This is a genomic window from Sandarakinorhabdus sp. AAP62 (assembly GCF_000331225.1).
Classification (GTDB): Bacteria; Pseudomonadota; Alphaproteobacteria; order Sphingomonadales; family Sphingomonadaceae; genus Sandarakinorhabdus.
In genome coordinates this window covers 15,090-34,036 of the sequence record NZ_ANFY01000020.1, presented here as the reverse complement: position 1 = coordinate 34,036, position 18,947 = coordinate 15,090, and the positions used below count along the sequence as shown (strand labels likewise).

At 66.5% G+C, this 18,947-nt stretch carries 22 protein-coding genes and 1 tRNA gene; 6 read left to right on the top strand and 17 right to left on the bottom strand.

Translation table 11 applies throughout. The features are described 5' to 3' along the window. Positions 1-7 precede the first annotated feature (7 nt). Positions 8-84 (top strand) — tRNA-His (locus D619_RS0114810). On the opposite strand, the gene D619_RS17715 is transcribed toward D619_RS0114810, so the two are convergent. Both D619_RS17715 and D619_RS0114800 read right to left on the bottom strand, forming a co-directional pair. Further along, on the bottom strand, positions 63-629 hold the full coding sequence (locus D619_RS17715; protein WP_026091095.1) for a superoxide dismutase family protein: 567 nt from the start codon (positions 627-629) through the stop codon (positions 63-65). The two genes, D619_RS0114810 and D619_RS17715, sit on opposite strands and share 22 nt — an antisense overlap. A 5-nt stretch (positions 630-634) precedes the next feature. After that, positions 635-1,150, bottom strand: coding sequence for a DUF6456 domain-containing protein (locus D619_RS0114800; RefSeq protein ID WP_017669386.1), 516 nt, complete (start codon positions 1,148-1,150; stop codon positions 635-637). A gap of 99 nt (positions 1,151-1,249) precedes the next feature. Here D619_RS0114800 and D619_RS0114795 point away from each other — a divergent pair, with 99 nt between their 5' ends. After that, positions 1,250-1,813, top strand: a complete 564-nt coding sequence (locus tag D619_RS0114795; RefSeq protein WP_017669385.1) for a helix-turn-helix transcriptional regulator — start codon at positions 1,250-1,252, stop codon at positions 1,811-1,813. A gap of 7 nt (positions 1,814-1,820) precedes the next feature. Here the strand turns inward: D619_RS0114795 and D619_RS0114790 are convergent, their stop codons facing one another. Genes D619_RS0114790 through D619_RS0114755 form a run of 8 tightly spaced genes read right to left on the bottom strand, consistent with a single transcriptional unit; the run spans position 1,821 to position 8,403 of the window. Further along, entirely contained in the window at positions 1,821-3,173 is a 1,353-nt protein-coding gene (locus tag D619_RS0114790; protein WP_017669384.1) for a hypothetical protein, read from the bottom strand. Next, the gene (gene accD, locus D619_RS0114785; protein ID WP_017669383.1) at positions 3,170-4,036 is read right to left on the bottom strand and encodes an acetyl-CoA carboxylase, carboxyltransferase subunit beta; all 867 of its coding nucleotides are present in this window, start codon (positions 4,034-4,036) and stop codon (positions 3,170-3,172) included. The genes D619_RS0114790 and accD overlap by 4 nt, the downstream gene beginning before the upstream one ends. Continuing rightward, complete coding sequence (gene trpA / locus D619_RS0114780) at positions 4,033-4,863, bottom strand: tryptophan synthase subunit alpha (RefSeq protein WP_017669382.1); 831 nt, start codon at positions 4,861-4,863, stop codon at positions 4,033-4,035. Before trpA ends, accD begins: the two co-directional genes overlap by 4 nt. Continuing rightward, a complete protein-coding gene (trpB, locus tag D619_RS0114775; RefSeq protein WP_017669381.1) occupies positions 4,860-6,071 on the bottom strand; it encodes a tryptophan synthase subunit beta in 1,212 nt (403 codons plus the stop codon). Before trpB ends, trpA begins: the two co-directional genes overlap by 4 nt. Further along, a complete protein-coding gene (locus tag D619_RS0114770) occupies positions 6,068-6,700 on the bottom strand; it encodes a phosphoribosylanthranilate isomerase (RefSeq protein WP_017669380.1) in 633 nt (210 codons plus the stop codon). Before D619_RS0114770 ends, trpB begins: the two co-directional genes overlap by 4 nt. Beyond that, a complete protein-coding gene (gene pyrF, locus D619_RS0114765; RefSeq protein ID WP_017669379.1) occupies positions 6,697-7,374 on the bottom strand; it encodes an orotidine-5'-phosphate decarboxylase in 678 nt (225 codons plus the stop codon). The genes D619_RS0114770 and pyrF overlap by 4 nt, the downstream gene beginning before the upstream one ends. A gap of 4 nt (positions 7,375-7,378) precedes the next feature. Further along, positions 7,379-7,648 (bottom strand): hypothetical protein, encoded by a 270-nt coding sequence (locus tag D619_RS16915; RefSeq protein ID WP_017669378.1) that lies wholly within the window; start codon positions 7,646-7,648, stop codon positions 7,379-7,381. Beyond that, positions 7,648-8,403 (bottom strand): molybdopterin-binding protein, encoded by a 756-nt coding sequence (locus D619_RS0114755; RefSeq protein ID WP_017669377.1) that lies wholly within the window; start codon positions 8,401-8,403, stop codon positions 7,648-7,650. The genes D619_RS16915 and D619_RS0114755 overlap by 1 nt, the downstream gene beginning before the upstream one ends. Positions 8,404-8,484: 81 nt before the next feature. On the opposite strand from D619_RS0114755, the gene map reads away from it, so the two are divergent. Further along, complete coding sequence (gene map / locus D619_RS0114750; RefSeq protein WP_017669376.1) at positions 8,485-9,306, top strand: type I methionyl aminopeptidase; 822 nt, start codon at positions 8,485-8,487, stop codon at positions 9,304-9,306. Here the strand turns inward: map and D619_RS0114745 are convergent, their stop codons facing one another. The 3 genes from D619_RS0114745 to D619_RS0114735 all read right to left on the bottom strand — a co-directional run bounded on the left by D619_RS0114745 (position 9,307) and on the right by D619_RS0114735 (position 11,168). Then, positions 9,307-10,011, bottom strand: a complete 705-nt coding sequence (locus D619_RS0114745; protein ID WP_017669375.1) for a peptidylprolyl isomerase — start codon at positions 10,009-10,011, stop codon at positions 9,307-9,309. A 31-nt stretch (positions 10,012-10,042) separates the two neighbouring features. Beyond that, entirely contained in the window at positions 10,043-10,225 is a 183-nt protein-coding gene (locus D619_RS0114740; protein WP_017669374.1) for a DUF2892 domain-containing protein, read from the bottom strand. A 67-nt stretch (positions 10,226-10,292) separates the two neighbouring features. Further along, complete coding sequence (locus D619_RS0114735) at positions 10,293-11,168, bottom strand: MBL fold metallo-hydrolase (protein WP_017669373.1); 876 nt, start codon at positions 11,166-11,168, stop codon at positions 10,293-10,295. 64 nt (positions 11,169-11,232) lie between these two features. Here D619_RS0114735 and D619_RS0114730 point away from each other — a divergent pair, with 64 nt between their 5' ends. The 3 genes from D619_RS0114730 to D619_RS0114720 are packed head-to-tail and all read left to right on the top strand — an operon-like array spanning position 11,233 to position 12,851. Next, positions 11,233-11,580, top strand: coding sequence for a metalloregulator ArsR/SmtB family transcription factor (locus tag D619_RS0114730; RefSeq protein ID WP_017669372.1), 348 nt, complete (start codon positions 11,233-11,235; stop codon positions 11,578-11,580). Further along, on the top strand, positions 11,555-12,082 hold the full coding sequence (locus D619_RS0114725; protein WP_033373749.1) for a rhodanese family protein: 528 nt from the start codon (positions 11,555-11,557) through the stop codon (positions 12,080-12,082). The genes D619_RS0114730 and D619_RS0114725 overlap by 26 nt, the downstream gene beginning before the upstream one ends. A 4-nt stretch (positions 12,083-12,086) precedes the next feature. Continuing rightward, complete coding sequence (locus tag D619_RS0114720) at positions 12,087-12,851, top strand: sulfite exporter TauE/SafE family protein (RefSeq protein ID WP_017669370.1); 765 nt, start codon at positions 12,087-12,089, stop codon at positions 12,849-12,851. 3 nt (positions 12,852-12,854) lie between these two features. Here the strand turns inward: D619_RS0114720 and D619_RS0114715 are convergent, their stop codons facing one another. From D619_RS0114715 to D619_RS0114700, 4 genes are all read right to left on the bottom strand, one after another. After that, a complete protein-coding gene (locus D619_RS0114715; protein WP_017669369.1) occupies positions 12,855-14,129 on the bottom strand; it encodes a sugar MFS transporter in 1,275 nt (424 codons plus the stop codon). Between the two features lie 17 nt (positions 14,130-14,146). After that, on the bottom strand, positions 14,147-16,546 hold the full coding sequence (locus D619_RS16910; protein WP_152417482.1) for a glycoside hydrolase family 3 protein: 2,400 nt from the start codon (positions 16,544-16,546) through the stop codon (positions 14,147-14,149). A 186-nt stretch (positions 16,547-16,732) separates the two neighbouring features. Continuing rightward, positions 16,733-17,905: an MFS transporter gene (locus D619_RS0114705; protein WP_017669367.1), complete on the bottom strand. Its 1,173-nt coding sequence runs from the start codon at positions 17,903-17,905 to the stop codon at positions 16,733-16,735. Continuing rightward, positions 17,898-18,947, bottom strand: a complete 1,050-nt coding sequence (locus tag D619_RS0114700; RefSeq protein ID WP_026091091.1) for a LacI family DNA-binding transcriptional regulator — start codon at positions 18,945-18,947, stop codon at positions 17,898-17,900. The genes D619_RS0114705 and D619_RS0114700 overlap by 8 nt, the downstream gene beginning before the upstream one ends.

Sequence of the window (18,947 nt, the reverse complement as noted above, 5' to 3'; positions counted from 1 at the left end):
TGTCGTGGCGACTGTAGCTCAGCTGGTTAGAGCGCTGGTTTGTGGTACCAGAGGTCGCGGGTTCAAGCCCCGTCAGTCGCCCCACCTGTTTTCCGCACCTCGCCGCACGCAATGCGCGTGCCCGCATTGCCGGCCGGATCGCTGCGATAATCATCGGCCTTGGCGTGCAGCACCACCGCCGCGCCATCGGCATCAAGCAGCGGCGCGTCGCCATCGGCCAGGCGCAGCCCGGGCAGCATCAGGTTCATCTCCCCCATGCCCTTCTCGGTCACGGCCAGATTGGGCAGATCGCCGGCATGGGCACCCATCGGATTGTCGCGGCCATGCTGCTTGCCCGCCGGGTTGAAGTGCGGCCCGGCGCTGGTGAAATCCGGGCCAACACAGCGGCCGACGGCGTGCAGGTGCATGGCATATTGGCCTACCGGCAGCCCCTTCACCGTGGCGATCAGCTGCACGCCGTCGGCCATCTGCAGCAGTTCGACCTCGCCCAGGCTGTTGCCTTCCGCCGTGAGCAGGCGGGTGGAAAGCATCAGCGACGGCGGCGCGCCGCCCACCCTACCGAGGGATTCCGCCTTGAGCCCGCAGGCCGAAAGCGCCAGAAGCGGCAGGATCAGGGCGGCACGATGCATGAGATTCACTCCGAAATTTGCATCCCATAATGGCTGACAAGCCGATCAAGCGCCAGTTGCAGCACGAGTTTTCCCGCACGCACCGGCCAACCAAGCGCCCGTTCCGCCGCTTCCAGGCCTTCGCCCTGGCAGATCACCCGCCAGGCGATATCGGAAAGGCCCGGCCCGCAGGCAGCGACGGCCGCCTCGAAACGGCGCTTGGCCGCAATCTGTCCGCCGGAAAGATCGGGAGGCCCACCCGCATTGTGGCGCGCGGCTGCCGGCAGCGGATCCCAGCGCATCGTCACGCGCGGACCCAGTTGCGCATGGTGGAAATCGGCGCGCAGCCGTTCGCTGGCCAGCAGTTGCACCGGCGAGACATGGCCGCGCCGCACCAGCCAGGCCAGCGGCGATTCGGCCAGGTTCACCGTCACCCGGGCGCGATCGACGATATCCGGCGTGGCAAGGATTCGCGTCGCCAGCAGGCGATTTTCGGTTGGCGCAGCGATGTCTGGCGAGGCTGCAGAGGCACGGCGCGGCATGATTTATCTCCTTCATGGCACGTTGGAAGCAGGATAATCCTTGCACAAACCAACGTTTGTAGGACAGAACTAACCACATAGGTTATTTTAGAGGGAAAGATGCTCACTCGTATCCGCGACGTTCGCAAAGCGCGTGGCTTCACGCTGGCCGATGTCGCCGCCGCCTGCGATCCGCCCACCACGCCGCAAACCATCGGGCGGCTGGAAACCGGCATGCGCACCGTCTCCATCGATTGGCTGGAGCGCATCGCTACCGCGATGGCGGTGCCGGCCTCCAGCCTGGTCGCCCTGCCTGACCGCGCCGATGTGCCGGTGGCGGCGCTGATCGGCAGCAATGGCGCCGATGCACCCGAACGCCCGCGCACGCTGCTGCCGCCGCAACCGCAACCCGATCTGATCGGCCTGGTGGTGGAAACCGCCCAGGGCGATTATCGCAGCGGTGACGAACTGTGGGCACAACGCCTTGCCCCGGCCCAATTCGGCCGCGCCATCAACCGCGATGTGCTGGCGCCGCGCCCGGCCGGCCGCTTTGCCTTTGGTCGCCTGATCGCCGTGGACGGCGGCCGCATCCAGCTGCTGCCCACCACACCCGGCGCGCGCCAGCAGGTGCTGGCCGAAGTACCGTGGCTGGCCATGGTAACGCTGCTGGTCCGGCGGCCCTAGGCCAGGCTTAGCTCGGCAGATTGCCGTTCAGTTCCAGCGCCCTGCCTGCCAGGTGCAATGATCCGGTGACCAGCACCAGCGGCGGGCTTTCACTGTTGCGTGCGATGGCACGGATCGCCTTGGTGAGATCCGGCGCGGTGACAGCGGCCATGCCCATGGCCGATGCGGTAGCGGCCAGCCGGGCGGGATCATGCGCGGCATGGCCCGGCACCGGCACCGCATAAAGCGCCGAAGCCATGCCGGCAAAGCTCTTCAGAAAGCCCTCGGCATCCTTGGCCGCCAGCATGCCCGTGACCAGCAGCAGCCGCTGGCCGCTTTGCAGCAGGGGCCGCACGCTTTCCGCCAGGGCCCGCCCGGCAGCCGGGTTGTGACCGCCGTCGATCCACAGGCTGCTGCCCGTCGGTAACAAGGCGCACAGGGGCCCGCTTTCCAGTTTCTGCAGCCGCGCCGGCCATTCCACCCAGCCCATGCCAGCGCGATAGGCGGCATCCTTCACCGGCAGCGCCGTCTGGGCCCGCAGCATGGCGATGGCGAGCGCGGCATTGTCGTGCTGGTGGATGCCGGCCAGGCGCGGCAACGACACGGCCAGCTTTCCGGCTTCATCGCGGTAATGCAGCTGGCCCTCATAGGTCGCCGCATCCCAATCCTGGCCGCGAATCAATAGCTTGGCACCGGCGAGGCCCGCGACTTCTGCGATGCGGGCAGTGACGGCAGCCGGGTGGCGGCCGGTGACCAGCGGCACGCCCTTGCGCGCAATGCCGGCCTTTTCGCGGGCAATATCGAGGATGGTCGGGCCGAGCCATTGCGTGTGGTCCAGCCCGAGCTGCGCGATGCCCGAAACCAGCGCGGTGGGGATGATGTTGGTGGCATCCATCCGGCCGCCCAGGCCAACCTCGATGATGCAGGCATCGGCCGGCACCGTGGCAAAGGCCAGGAAGGCGGCGGCCGTGGTGAGTTCGAAGAAGGTGATTGGCGCTTCGCCGTTGCGGCTGACGACGTCGTTCAGCAATATGATCAGCGCATCATCGTCGATCAACTGGCCGGCAAGGCGGATCCGCTCGTTGAAGCGCACCAGATGCGGGCTCGAATAGACATGCACCCGCCGCCCTTCGGCTTCCAGGCAGGCGCGCAGCATGGCGCAGGTGCTGCCCTTGCCGTTGGTGCCGGCGACATGGAACACCGGCGGCAGGCGATGGTGCGGATTGCCAAGCGCGGCCAGCAAGCGTTCGAGCCGGCCGAGGGTGAGATCGATCTCGGTTGGGTGCAGATCGTGCGCCTTGCGGAGCAACGCGTCCAGGCGCGGGTTGTCAGACCGCGCCGGCGGCATGCGCGCGCCGGTCGGAGGCGGCGGCAGGCTCACGCGGCCACAATGTCCTTTGGCCGGCGCGCCATCAGCAGGGTAATCAGCCGGCCCAGCGTTTCCTTCAGGTCGCGGCGGTGCACCACCATGTCGAGCATGCCGTGTTCAAGCAGATATTCGGCGCGCTGGAAGCCTTCGGGCAGCTTCTCGCGGATGGTCTGTTCGATGACGCGCTGGCCGGCAAAACCAATCAGCGCATTGGGCTCGGCGATGTGGATGTCGCCCAGCATGGCATAGCTGGCCGTCACGCCACCGGTGGTGGGATCGGTGAGCACGACGATATAGGGCAGCCCGGCTTCGTTCAGCTGCTGGATGCCCACCGTCGAGCGCGGCATCTGCATGAGGGAGAGAATGCCTTCCTGCATGCGGGCGCCGCCGGCCGCGGTAAAGACGATATAGGGCGCGTTGGCCGCCAATGCTGCATCAACACCGGCCAGGAAAGCCTCCCCCACGCCCATGCCCATCGAACCGCCCATGAAGGCGAAATCCTGCACGCCCACGATTGCCCGCTGGCCCATGATCTGGCCATCGGCGACCATCATGGCTTCGGGTTCGCTGGTGGCGGCGCGGGCCGCTTTCAGGCGATCAGTGTATTTCTTCTGATCCTTGAACTTCAACGGATCTTCCGCGACTTTCGCCGCTGGCAGCAGCTTGTAATCGCCGTCGAACAACTGGGTGAAGCGCGCCTTGGGGCCGATGCGATCATGATGGTCGCACCGCGGGCAGACGCTGCCATTGTCTTCCCATTCCTTGGTGTAGACCATGGCGCCACAATTCTTGCACTTGGTCCACAGATTGTCGGGCGTGTCGCGGCGGGCGAGGAAACCCGTCAACTGCTGGCGGGTGCGGGTGATCCAGCTCATGCTGCTTGCTCCTTGCGGGCTGTTCGCACAGCCTGAGCCAGCGCCGCCACCTGGGCGGCAACGCGGGCGGGAATGTCGTTGGCGCGTTCCTCGGCGGCCGCACCGATGGCATCGACAATGGCGCTGCCCACCACCACGGCATCGGCATGGGCGGCAATCGCCGCAGCCTGCTCGGGCGTGCGCACACCAAAGCCGACGGCGATGGGCAGGCTGGTGGACGCCTTCAGGCGCGCCACGGCGGCGGCAATGTCGGTGGCGGCCGCGCTGTTGGCACCGGTCACACCGGCGACAGCGACATAATAGAGGAAACCCGACGCGCCATTGAGCACGGCCGGCAGGCGCTGGGCATCGGTGGTCGGCGTCGCCAGCCGCACCAGGTGCAGGCCATGGGCCGAAAGGGCGGGCACCAGTTCGCCAGCCTCTTCCGGCGGCAGATCGACAACGATGCAGCCGTCGATGCCGGCGGCCCTGGCGGCGGCCGCAAAGCGCTCCGGGCCGAAGGCGAGGATGGGGTTGAAATAGCCCATCAGCACAATCGGCGTGGCATCATCGGCCTTGCGGAAGTCCGTCACCATCGCCAGCAGCTGGCGTAGCGTGGTGCCGGCAGCAAGGCTGCGCAGATTGCCGCGCTGAATTGCCGGGCCATCGGCCATCGGATCGGTGAAGGGCATGCCGATCTCGATCACGTCGGCGCCTGCACCCGGCAGTGCGGCGAGGATTTCGGCGCTGGTGGCGAGATCAGGATCGCCCGCGGTCACGAAGGTGACCAGCGCAGCGCGCCCTTGTGCAGCGCAGGCGGCGAAGCGGGCGGACAGGCGGTCGCTCACATCGTCACTCCCAACGCGGCGGCGACGGTGAAGATGTCCTTGTCGCCGCGCCCGCACAGGTTGGCGATGATGATCTGGTCCTTGCCCATCGTCGGCGCGATGCGGGCGACAGCGGCGATGGCGTGGGCCGGTTCCAGCGCCGGAATGATGCCTTCGGTGCGGCACAAGAGCTGGAAGCCTTCCAGCGCTTCGGCATCGGTGGCGCTCTGATACTCCACCCGGCCAATGGCGTGCAGCCAGGCATGTTCGGGGCCGATGCCGGGATAATCCAGGCCGGCCGAAATGCTGTGGGCTTCGGTGATCTGGCCGTCTTCATCCTGCAGCAGCATGGTCTTGTTGCCGTGCAGCACCCCGGCGCGGCCACCGGCCAGCGAAGCCGCATGTTCGTGCGTGTTCAGGCCTTTGCCCGACGCTTCGATGCCAACGATCCGCACGTCCTTGTCATCAAGGAACGGGTGGAACAGGCCGATGGCGTTGGAGCCGCCACCAATGGAGGCGACCAGCAGATCGGGCAAGCGCCCTTCCCGCTCCAGGATTTGCGCGCGGGCTTCCTTGCCGATCACCGTCTGGAAATCGCGCACCAGTTCCGGATAGGGATGCGGGCCGGCCGCCGTGCCGATGATGTAGAAGGTGTCGTGCACATTGGTCACCCAATCGCGCAGCGCCTCGTTCATCGCGTCCTTCAGCGTCTTGCTGCCGCTCTCGACGCTGCGCACTTCGGCGCCCAGCAGCTTCATGCGGAACACGTTGGGCGCCTGCCGCTCGATATCGCGGGCGCCCATGAAGATGGTGCAGGGCAGGCCGAAGCGCGCCGCCACCGTTGCCGTCGCCACCCCGTGCTGGCCGGCGCCGGTTTCGGCAATGATGCGCGTCTTGCCCATGCGGCGGGCGAGCAGGATCTGGCCGATGCAGTTGTTGATCTTGTGCGCGCCGGTGTGATTCAGCTCGTCGCGCTTGAGGTAGATTTTCGCACCACCCAATTCGTCGGTGAGGCGTTCAGCGAAATAGAGCGGGCTGGGCCGGCCGACATAATGTTTGAGCAGGTCTTCCAGCTCGGCGTGGAAGGCCGGGTCCGCCTTGGCGTCCGTATAGGCCTGCTCCAGCTCAAGGATCAGCGGCATCAGCGTTTCGGCGACATAGCGGCCACCGAACTGGCCGAAATGCCCGTTGGCATCCGGTCCGGCGCGCAAGCTTGTTTCGGCGTTCATGCCGACCTCACAGCGTTGGCAAAGGCCCTGATCTTCTCCACCGATTTCACCCCTGCACTCTCTTCCACACCCGATGCCACGTCCACCAGCGCCGGCGCCACCCGGCGGATGGCCTCGGCAACATTGCCGATGCCCAGGCCGCCAGCCAGCCCGAACGGCCGCCCCGGCCGCGTATCAACCAGCAATTGCCAATCAAAGGCCAGGCCATTGCCACCGGGAAGCGGAGCGTCGTTAGGCGCTTTGGCATCAAGGAGCAACAGGTCGGCCGGCCCTGCGGCTTTTTCCGCCGCGCGGATATCGGCGCGGGTTTTCACGCCGGCCGCCAGCCAGACCGGCATATTATGGCGCGATTTCAATTCGTTCAGCCGTTCAGGCGACACATCGTGCAGCTGCAGGATGGTAATGCCGGCTGCGATCACGGCGGCGACCAACGCTTCATCGGGCGCCACCAGCACGGCCACCCGGCCCACACCAGCCGGCACGCGGGCGATCAGCGCGGCTGATGCGGCCGGATCGACAAAGCGCGGGCTGGGCGCGAAATAGTTGAAACCCAGATGCGCAGCGCCCACGGCAACCGCTGCATCCACCGTTTCCGGGGTGCTGAGGCCACAGATCTTGAACGGGGTCACAGGCTGGCGGCGATGGCGGCAGCCGCCGCGGCCGGATCAGCAGCCGCCGTGATCGGGCGGCCGATCACCAGCACACCGGCACCCGCGGCCAGCGCCTGCGCTGGCGTCATCACGCGCTTCTGGTCACCCACATCGCTGCCGGCCGGGCGCACGCCGGGAATGACGAACAGGCCGCCGGGCCATTGCGCCTTCACCGCCGCAACCTCGTGCGGCGAGCAGACAATGCCGTCCAGCCCGGCGCTGCGTGCCAGCCCTGCCAGGCGGCCAGCCTGAACAGCCGCCCCATCGGGCACCCCGGCGCTCAGCAGATCATCATCATCCAGGCTGGTGAGCACGGTCACCGCCACCACGCGGGTAAGGGCCGGCGCCGCAGCGCGGGCCGCCGCCAGCATGGCGTGACCACCGGCGGCGTGGACCGTCAGGATCGACGGCGCCAGCGGTGCCAGGCTCTTGATTGCACCGGCCACCGTGTTGGGAATGTCGTGCAGCTTCAGATCAAGGAACAGCGGCAGCGACTGGCTTTCCATCACGGCGGCGACACCCGCCGGGCCGTGGGCGCAGAAAAACTCCAGCCCCAGCTTCACCCCGCCAACATGCGGCGCCACTGCCGCCACCAGCGCACGTGCAGCCGCCACATCGGGCATATCCACTGCCACGAAAACCGGATTGGTCATGGCATCAGGCTCCGCTGGAAGGAGAGGCAATCTGTGTCTGCTCGCCCCGGGGCGGACGAACCCGGCGGCTTTCGGCCAGCGGGCGCAACAGGACGTGCCACGCCCAGGTGGGGATCACGCCCGCCAGGAAGGCGCCGCCCAGCAGCAGCGGCAATGGCACTGCCGTGGGCGTGCCATCCGGCAGGATGAAATCCACCAGCGTCCAGTTGGACACCGCCAGCAGGATGAAGATCACGGCGATCGCCGCCACGAAAACCCAGCGGAAAATCGCCATCACAGCTCTCCGTCAACCGGGGTGATACCAGCTTCCGCCAACGCCGCCATCAGGCTTTGCGCCACCTCTGCCAGTTGCGCTTCGCTGGTCGAGCGCATGACGAAATTGGCGCCGGTCTTGCCTTCGCGCCAGAACGGATAGGAACCGATCTGCACGCCGGGATTGTCCTTCTCGGTGCGCTTCAGGATGTCGGCGGCCTTGCTTTCCTGAGTCCAGGCACCAACCGTGCGTGACAGCACGGGCGCGCCACCGGGCAGTTTGCCATCCAGCCAGGCCAGCATGCCCTGGGTGATCATCGGCACGCCGGCCATGATGAAGATATTTTCCACGCGGATGCCCGGCGCCTTGGTGCGCGGATTTTCGATCAGGCTGGCGCCAGCCGGGGTGCGGGCCATGCGCAGGCGAGCATCGGTGAGCTGATCACCATAATGCGCGGCCAATATGGCGCGGGCATCGGGGTGCACGATCACTTCAACGCCCAGCGCGGCAGCGATGGCGTCCACGGTGATATCATCGTGCGTCGGGCCGATACCGCCAGTGGTGAAAAGATAGTCGTGCTTTATGCGCAGGGCGTTGATGGCTTCGGCGATGGCGTCCATCTCGTCGGCGACCACACGCACTTCCTTCAGGCGGATACCCTGCACGCCCAGCCATTTCGCCAGATAGGCGGCGTTGGCATCCTGGGTGCGGCCCGAGAGGATCTCGTCCCCGATGATCACCAGGGCGGCGGTGTAAATGCGGCTGCTGTCGCTCATGACTGGCGACTTAGCGCAGGCGGGCGGCCGTGACCATGGCGAAGATGGACTTTGCCGGTCCAAATCCCTATGTGCGAAAGGATGACGCAAGCGCTGTATACCACGGTAATGGACCCGCACGAGGGCCAGTTGCGCCTGCACGGGGCTGCGGCCTTTGAAGGCATGCGCAAGGCCGGCCGGCTGGCGGCCGAGGTGCTGGACCATCTCACCCCGCACGTGCTGCCCGAAGTCGCCACTATCGAGCTCGATACGATGGCGTGGGAGTTCGTGCGTGCTGCCGGCGCGGCTTCGGCGACGGTGTTCTATCGCGGCTATTCCCATTCGCTGTGCACCAGCGTCAATCATGTCGTGTGCCACGGCATTCCCGGCCCCAAGAAGCTGAAGAGCGGCGACATCATCAATATCGATGTCACCGTGGTGGTGGACGGCTGGTATGGCGACACCAGCCGCATGTTTCTGGTTGGCGATGTGCCGCTGAAGGCGCGCAAGCTGGTTGATGTCACCTATGAATGCCTGATGCTGGGTATTGAACAGGCGAAGCCCGGCAAGACGCTGGGCGACGTGGGCCACGCCATCCAGACCCATGCCGAACGCAACCGCTTTTCGGTGGTGCGCGATTTCTGCGGGCACGGGCTGGGCCAGGATTTCCACACCGCACCCAATGTAGTGCATGTCGGCAAGCCGGGTCGCGGGGTGGTGCTGAAGCCTGGCATGTTCTTCACCATCGAACCGATGATCAACGCCGGCGGCCCGGCCGTGAAGGTTCTGGACGATGGCTGGACGGCCGTGACACGCGACCGCTCGCTGTCGGCGCAGTTCGAACATAGTATCGGGATCACCGAAACCGGCTGCGAAATCTTCACGGCCTCGCCCAAGGGCTGGCTGGTGCCGCCGTACAGCTGATCAGCGGCGCTTTGGCGGCGGCTTCTTCGCCGGCGGCTTCACAACAGGTTTGGCTGGCGGTTTCGGCAGCGGAATCAGCCGGTTCACGCTGATGATCTTCACCGGCGTCTCGATCATCTGGCCCTTCATCACACCTTCGCCCTTGGTGGCAGAGATCGGCACGTTCAGGATCCTGCGCACCACGTCCAGGCCTTCGGTCACCCGGCCGAACACGGCAAAACCGAGATTGTCGCCCGGCCCAGCCGGATTGGCATCCAGCCCCTTCAGATTGCCCAGGATGAAGAAAAATTGCGCCTGCGCCGTGCCAGGCGCCGCGCGGGCCAGGCTGACAGCGCCTTCATCATGGGTGAGGCCCGTGGCGGTTGTCGGTTCGTGCGCCACCGGTGGCAGCAGCTTGCGGCCATCCTGGATGCCGGCCTGCACCAGGCCGATGCTGCCATCGGGCACCACCTTGTAGGCGCGATAGAAGGCACTGCCATCCAGCCGCCTTTCATCGACATGCTTGAGGATATAGCCCGCGGTCACCGGTGCGCGTTCGGTTTCCAGCGCGATGGTGATGGGCCCCAGTTCGGTGGTCATCACCACCTTCACCGTCGCCGGCTCGGGTGCAGCGGGCGGCGGCGGCGGCGGGGCTGGCACCTCTTGTGCAAGGGTGGGAAGGGCCAGCCCCAACAGGGCGGCGGCAAGAAGAGCGCGGCGAATCATGGCCGCAGCATAACCGTGCCGGCCGCAATCGCTACAGCTTGCAGGTGTTGACCCCGACCAGTCGATAAAGCGGGCAGAAACCAACCAGCCCGGTGACCAGCGGCACCAGCCCCAGCCAACCCCATGGTGTTTGCGGACCAACGAACACCATGGCGATCAGGGCAATGCCCAGCCCGGTCCGCAGAACGCGATCAATCGTGCCTTCGTTGCGCATGTCGGATTCCCTTTCATTGTTGCCCGAACAACATGGCACCGAGCAGGCCAATCGACGTTGATCCTGATCAAATCACCCGCAACGGCAGCCGCAGGAACCGGCGGCCCTTGGCATCGGCGGACGGCAGTTCGCCAGCAGCGATATTCACCTGCAGGCTGGGCAGGATCAGCAGCGGCGGCGCCAGGGTGGCGTCGCGGGCGCGGCGCATGGCGATGAAATCGGCGGCTTCCACGCCATCATGCACATGCACATTGCCGGCCTTCTGCGCGGCCACCGTGGTTTCGCAGGCAAAATCGCTGCGCCCGGCCGGCAGATAATCATGGCCCACGAAGATCCGGGTTTCCGGCGGCAGCGCCAGGAGCTTCTGGATGGAGGCATGCAGCGTCGCGGCGTCGCCGCCCGGAAAATCACAGCGCGCGGTGCCATAGTCCGGCATGAACATCGTATCACCCACAAAGGCCGCATCGCCTATCAGATAGGTGACGCAGGCCGGCGTGTGGCCCGGCGTGTGCAGCACGCGGATGGTGAGATTGCCGAGCGGCAGGGTGGCGCCCTCCTCCACCAGCATGTCGAACTGGCGGCCATCGGTAGCCAGATCATCCATGGCAAAGCGCGGCGCAAATTCGCGCTGCACATCGCCAATGCGCGCGCCGATCACCAGCGGCGCGCCCGTCTTGTCGCGCAGCCAGTGGCCGCCGGCCAGGTGATCGGCGTGCACGTGGGTTTCCATCACATATTTCAGTTGCAGCTGGCGCTGCTGCACCGTGGCGAGCAACCGATCCAACCCGGCGTGGGAAACCACAGCCCCCTTGGGCTCATAATCCAGCACGGCATCGATGATGACAGCATGGCCCGTGGCCGGATCGGCCACCAGATAGGTCCAGCTGTTGGTGGCAGGATCAAAGAAGGGGGTGATATCAGGGTGATTGGCGATGGTGTTCATGCGAGTCTCCTATCAACTTATATTATCACTTGCTAATTTAGATTCAACTGATATATTTCGACCCATGATCCCGACCGACCTTGCCAAATTCGAACAATCTGCAGGGGCTGCGGCGCGCCTTTTGAAGGCGATGGCGCATGATAGCCGGCTGCTGGTGCTGTGCCAGTTGGTCGATGGCGAAATGCAGGCCGGCCAGTTTGCCACCCGCCTGTCGCAATCGGCGCTGTCGCAGCATCTGGCGATGCTGCGCACCGAAGGGCTGGTTGCCACCCGTCGCGAAGGCCAGGCGATTTTCTATCGCCTCGCCAATCCGGCGGTGAAAGCCGTGATCACCACCCTGGCCGGCATCTACTGCCCCCCACCGGCCGACATTCTGGAGACGAACCATGTTGAAAAGCTTGTCACCCTCTGAAGCGGCAACGCTGGTCGATGCCGGCCATGCCCTGCTTGTCGATGTGCGCGAAGCCGGGGAATTTGCCGGTCGCCACATCCCCGGCGCCCTGTCGCTGCCCTTGAGCCTGCCCGATTCCGGTCCGCTGGCCTGCGGCATGGACAGCAGCCTGATCTTCACCTGCCAGACCGGGCGGCGCACCAGCAGCAACGCCGGGCGCTTGCTGGCCCGGGTTCCGGGTGGCCGCGCCTTCGTGCTGGAAGGCGGTGTTGACGCCTGGGCCCGGGCTGGCCTGCCGATTGCTGGCAGCGAAGCGACACAGGCGATCCCGATCATGCGCCAGGTGCAGATTGCCGCCGGCCTGCTGGTGCTGACCGGCGTGCTGCTCAGCATCTTCGTGGCGCCACCGTGGATCGCGCTGGCCGGCTTCGTCGGCGCGGGCCTCAGCTTTGCCGGTCTGACCGGCTGGTGCGGCATGGCCCAGTTGCTTGGCATGATGCCGTGGAACCGGCGTACGGCGTGATCCGATGACGGAAATGCTGCTCGCCGCCCTCGGCGGAGCCATCATCGCCCTGCTGCTCGGCCTCTTTGGCGGCGGCGGTTCGGTGCTGGCCACGCCATGGCTGCTCTATGCCGTGGGCATAGCCGATGCGCATGTGGCGATTGGCACGGGGGCAGCGGCGGTCGCGTTGAATGCCGGCGCCAATCTGGCACTGCAGGCACGGGCCGGCACGGTGAAATGGCCCTGTGCGCTCAGCTTTGCCGGGGCAGGCCTCGCCGGCTCCCTGGCCGGCGCAGCGCTGGCCCAGCGTGTGGACGGCACGGCGCTGCTCGGCGGCTTTGCGCTGGCGATGCTGGCGGTGGGTTTCGCCATGCTGCGACCACCGCGTGATGCAGGCGATCCGGCCGTGCGGCTGGATGCGGCGATGACGCTGAAACTGGTGCCGGCCGGGCTGGCGGTCGGGCTGGCTGCCGGCTTTTTCGGCATTGGCGGCGGCTTCCTGATCGTGCCCGGCCTGATGGCGGCGACGGGGATGACGCTGGCCAATGCCGCGGCCTCGTCGCTGGTGTCGGTGCTGATCTTCGGTCTCGCCACCTCGGCAACCTATGCAGCCTCGGGGCGGGTCGACGTCCCTGCCCTGCTGGCGATGCTGGCCGGCGGCCTGATCGGCGTGCTGGCGGCGCGGCAGCTGGCACCGAAACTGGCCGGCCATGCCCTGCTGGCGCGCCGGCTGTTTGCCGCGATGGTGATCCTGACTGCCCTTTATGTCGGCTGGCGGGCGCTGGGCTGAGCTTCAGGCCGGCTGTTCGGCCGTGAACCAGCCAAAACAGGCAATCACGCCATAGCAGGCGGCCGGCAAGGCCAGGCCCAGCGCGAGGCTGCCGCTGGCATCGACCAGCATGCCGGTGAGCAGCGGCACCACCGCGCCGCCGACAATGGCGACATTGATGATCCCCGAACCATCGGCGGCACGTGCGCCAAGGCCTTCGCAAGCCAGGCTGAAGATGGTGGGGAACATGATGGCATTCATCAGCCCGATGGCCAGCAGGCTGTAGCCCGACACATCACCCGTCGTCTGGGTGGATATCGTGATCAGCACCATGGCCCCGACCGCGACCAGCGCCAGCAAGCGGCCCGGCGCCACCAGTCGCAGCAGCGCCGAACCGATGAAGCGGCCCACCATGGCACCGCCCCAATAGAGGCCAATCAGCTTGCCGGCCTGTTGTTCGGCCAGGCCCATCACCTGCGCCTGACCAAGATAGGAAACGATCAGCGAGCCGATCGACACTTCGGCGCCAACATAAAGGAAGATGCACAGCGCGCCGAAGCCGAAACGACGCTGGCCGAGCAGATCGAGCCCGGCGAGGCCAGCGCTGGCTTCATGCTGTTCGGCCGGCAGGGCATTGCGGAAGAGCCAGACGACACCGGCGACCACTGCCAGCGCCACGGCCAAGCCGAGATAGCCGTTGACAATGGCCTGGCTGCCGGCGGTGCGATAGGCATCCAGCGCTGCGCCCGACAATTCGCCCGCCGACTGGCTGGCCAGCGCCCCCAGGATCAGGATGGCGCCGAAATAGGGAAAGATCGTCGTGCCCAGCGAGTTGAAGGCCTGCGCGAAGGTCAGCCGGCTGTGCGTGGTTTCCGGCTTGCCGAGCATGGAAATCAACGGGTTGGCGACCACTTGCACGATCACCACGCCGCTGGCCAGCACGAACAGAGCGGCAAGGAACAGGCCATAGGTGGCGGTGCTGCTGGCCGGAATGAACATCAGGCAGCCGATCATCATCAGCGCCAGCCCGGTCACCGCGCCGCGCATGTAGCCGACGCGCTTGACCAGTTTCGCTGCCGGAATGCCGATCACGGCATAGGCGGCGAAAAAGCATACCTGCACCAGCATGGCCTGGGTGTAGCTGAGGGTGAAAAGCTCCTTCAGCTTGGGAATGATGACGTCGTTCAGGCTGGTGATGCCGCCGAAGATGAAGAACAGCGCCAGCACGAAGACCTGCAGGCGCGGCGCTTCGACATGGCCGGCCACCGGGCGATCAGCAGTGACAGAGGGTGCGGCCATGGCAGGTTCCGATCAGATCAGGGCGCTGCTGGCGGGCAGGCCGGAAGCGGCAAGGGTTGGCTTAGACGGGCCGTGCGCAAACTCATGGCAAATCCACGCGGTGCTGCCAAGCGCAGCGGTGTGCCAACATGCGCAAGATCGGCCCCGGCCGCCGCAAAACAGGCCAGCGGAATCTCCAGCTTGGCCGGTTGCCCTTGCGGCAAGGCGCGCAGCGCAGCGCTGATATCAAGCGTCGCGCCGCCCAGGCTGAGCCGCACCGGGCCCGTGGCCAGCGCATCGATGCGCCAATCCAGCTGCAGGGCAAAGCCGCCGGTGCCCTGGCGGGACAGGCTGACCGGCGGACCATCGATGGCAATGGCGCCGGGCGCTGTCCAGCGGAACTGGCGCGCATCTTCCTGGGCCGAAATATCGACGGCGCGGGCGGTCACGACGCTATCCACACCCAGGCGCCAGGGATCGAGGATCTTGCCGCGCAGCATGTAACTGTCTTCGCTGGCCACCGCCGCCAGATCCATTTTCGGATCCTCGCTGAGGCTGCCAACAGTGACAGCGGTGCGGTAATTCAAACCATGGCCCACCGGCAGCACAGGCGAGGCCACCGGCGAGCGGGCGTCAGCCGGCCAGGCAAAGGGCAAGCGGCCGGTGAAATCGCGGGCCGGCGTGCCGTCGCGGCGCGCCACCAGCACATCGGCCACACCCTGCCCTTGCGAACCCGGCAGCCAGGCCGCGACAAAGGCATCAGAGGCATTGATCAGTTTCGGCACGAACAGCGGCCGCCCCGACAGGAAGACGGAAACCACTTTGGTGCCCTGCGCCTTCAACCGGGCAATCAGCTCGGCCTCGCCGGCCAGCGTCCGGAAGGCCAGATCGGGCACATCGCCCTGGAATTCGGCATAAGGCTGCTCACCAAACACCACGATGGCCACATCGGGCTTGCCGGGTGCGGCGCCATCGCTGGCAATCACCGCTTCGCCGCCAGCGTCGCGCACGGCGGCGGCGATCGCACGACCAATGGTCTGGCCCTTGGGGAAATCCGCCGCGCTGGTGTCGGTGCCCTGCCAGGTCACCGTCCAGCCGCCGCTCTGCATCGCCATATTGTCGGCACCGGGGCCAGCAATCAGCACGCGCGCGCCGGGCCGAACCGGCAGCACGCCATCATTGTTCTTCAGCAGCACCAAAGATTTGGCCACGGCTTCGCGGGCAACTTCGAGATGATCCGGCACGCCGATGCGCGACGGGTCACCACGCTCCATCGGCGCGGCGTCGAGCAGGCCCAGCTGCGCCTTCACGCGCAGCACGCGGCGCACGGCATCATCGATGCGGGCCGGCTTGATGGTGCCGCGGCGGGCGTGGCGCAGCGTGCTGTCGAACAGGCCCTTCCAACTGTCGGGCGCCATCACCAGGTCGAGCCCGGCATTGATGGTGTGCGGGCAATCGGTGGGCGTGCAGCCGGGGATCTGGCCGTGGCCATTCCAATCCCCCACCACCAGGCCTTCGAAACCCATGCGCCCCTTGAGGACATCGGTGAGCAGATACTGGTTGCCGTGCGCCTTGGCGCCGTTCCAGCTGGAGAAACTGGCCATCACGGCCAGAACGCCACTTTCCACCGCCGGCGCATAACCAGCCGCATGCACGGCGACCAGTTCGGCTTCGCTGATGCGGGCATCGCCCTGATCCTTGCCGCCTTCGGTGCCGCCATCGGCAACGAAATGCTTGGCCGTGGCAGCCACCTTGTTGGCCGGCAGCGGCGTGCCGGCCTGGAGCGGCCCCTGCAGGCCAAGCGTGAGCGCCCGGGCATAGGCCGCGATCAGCGACGGCTGCGCCGAATAGCCTTCATAGCTGCGACCCCAGCGCAGATCCTGCGGCACAGCGAGCGTGGGCGCGAACGTCCAGTCGATGCCGCTGCCCGACAGTTCGGCGGCGGTCACGGCACCAATGCGTTGCAGCAATTCGGGATCATGGGCAGCGCCCAGGCCGATATTGTGCGGGAAGATGGTCGCCCCTGGCAGATTGCTGTGGCCGTGCACGGCATCGACGCCAAACAGGATCGGGATGCCGGCACCCGACCGGCGCGACATGGCGCGAAATTCGCTGACCAGCTTCACCCAGGTCGCGGCATCGGCGCGTTCATTGCCATAAGGGCCGCCATTGCCGCCGGCGAGGATCGAACCCAGCGGATAGCGCTTGAGATCGCTCGGCTGGATGGCGGTGATATCGGCCTGAATCAGCTGGCCGACCTTCTGGCGCAGCGTCATCCGCTGGATGAGGGCGGTGATGCGCGCTTCGGTGGCCGGATCGGTGAGCGCGGCCGGGCTGCGCGTGGCAGGCCACGCCTGCGGATCGGCTTGTGCGGCCTGTGGTACTGCCACTGCCAGCACGATCAGGCCCATCAGCCAGCGCGCCTTCTTCATTGCCATCCCCTGCCCCGGCTCCCGCTGCACCCTGTTGCCAGATGCTGGCGGGATGGGTGCCATCGGCACCCGGTTCCACTCGCAAGCAGCACGTGTTCGCACTGCCTTCACCAACATCGTGAGATGTTGTGAACGTTCTCACCATTTCACGGATGCAAAGCGAAATCAAGAGGCTGCCGTTCGCCTGTCCCGTCAGTCCCGGCGCGACAGGCTGGCCAGCACAAGAGCACTCGTCAGGCACAAGACCGCAAGCGCCGCGAACAGCCCGGAAAAACCGAAGCGCGGCACCAGGCCAACGGTGATCCACGGCATGATCAGCGACGGGATGGTGTTGGTGAGATTGAACAGGCCAAGGTCACGTCCGCGCCGGTCCGGCCGTGGCAGCACACGCAGCGTCTGGGCGCTGTGCAGCGCCAGAAACACTGCCGAGGCCAGCGAAAACAGCGCAAAAGCCGCCGCTGCTGCCACCAGTCCCTGCGCCAGCGCCATCGCGACCAGCCCGACGAACGCGCCAAGGGCCGCCAGCACCAGCGGCCGGAACGGCTGGCCATGCCGATCGGCCCAGCGTCCGGCTGCCAGCGTCACAGGTGCCGAGACCACCAGCGCGGCAGCAAACACCCCAGCGACACGATTGTCGGTCATGTCGGCATCGACCGCCACGAACCAGAAATAGAGATAGGCAAACAGGGTCGCTTCGGCGATCTGCAGGGCCAGACGGGCCAGCCACATCCGGCGCACTGTGGCGGCAGGGTGCAGTGGCGGCGCGGGCTTGGCCAGCGGCGCCGGATCGGTTCGCCCCGGCAGCGGCAACAACAGGATCGGCAGCACCGTGCCGGCCACCAGCGCCGCCACCAGCGCCAGCCGGCCCTGCGGCGACATCAGATCCGGCCAGGTGACCAGCGCGCCCGACAGCGCACCCAGGCCCGGCGCGAACGCCAGCAGCCCGCCGAGCAAGCCCTTCTGGTCGTCGGGCACATGGTCCCCGGCCAGCGCTGCCAGCGGCGCCATCATCATGTTGAGCGCCAATTGCCAGGCAACGATCAGCACCAGCAGCATGTCGAGGCTGTTTGCCTGCCCCATCGCCAGCAGCAGCAGGCACGACAGCAACAATCCGGCGGCAATCCATGGCCGCCGCCGGCCGCTCAGGTCACTGAGCCAGCCAAACAGGAGATGGCCGGCACTGGCCGCCATCGCCCCGCCAAAACTGAGCCAGGCCAGCCAGTCGACGCCCACGCTTGTGCCCGCCAGGCCTTCGACCTTCACCGGCAACAGGATGGTCAGGAACGGCACATAGGCAATCGCCGCGCCCGCCCAGGCCAGTGCATAGAGCAGCAGGAAGCGGCGCGGCGCGACCGCGTCAGCCACGCCGGGCCACCGATGACCGTTCGATCAGGCGGGATGTCACCACGGTCAGCGTTTCCGGCAGCGGATCGCCCTTCAGCGAAGCAATGATCAGCTCGACCGCGGTGGACGCCGTGGCGGCAATCGACTGATCGATGGCGGTCAGCGGCGGCTGGGCGAACTGGACAACGGGCGTATTGTCGAAACTGATGATCGACAGATCGTCCGGCACGGCCAACCCCAACGCGCGCGCCACGTCCAGTGTGGCGATCGCCATCTGATCATTGCTGGCGATGATGGCGGTCGGCCGCTGCGGCGGATCAAGCAGGCGCAGCGCCGCCGTCCGGCCAGAATCATAGGAGAAATCCCCGGCATCGAGCAGACCATCGGTCGCCAGCCCGGCTTCGGCCATCGCGGCGCGCCAGCCATCGACGCGCCAGCCGCTCAGTTCATATTCGCTCGAACCGGCGATGAAGCCGATCCTGCTGTGGCCATGATCGATCAGGTGGCGCGTCGCGGTGCGGGCCGAGCCTTCATCGTCCATCGAGACCGGAATGCCAGCTTGACGTTGCTTGGATCCGATGCGGACGAACGGCATGTCCTGTTCGGCAAGGAAGGCAACGATCTGCGGATTGTCGCTGTGCGGCGGGGTCAGGATGATGCCGTCGGGCTGCAGCGCGGCGATCGCACCGGCCAGTTCGCGTTCGACATGATCGCTGTGCGTGTCGACCAGTTCAAAGATCATGCGATAGCCGTGCTCGGCACATTTCAGCATGCCGCCCAGCAGCATCTGGTCAACCCAGTCAGTGCCCTGCCGCGCCTGCCAATCGGCGATGGTGCGATCCCGATCGTTGATGGCGAGAATGAGATAGGATCGCGAGCCGCTCATGCGCTGGGCCGCGATGGACGGCACATAGCCCAGCCGGTCGATGGCGGCCTGCACGCGCTCCTTGGTTTCGGGGCGCACATTGGGCTCGTTGTTGATGACACGGCTGACGGTCTGCAACGACACGTCTGCCTCGGCGGCGACATGCCGGATCGTCACGGCCTGGCGACGTCTTGCCAT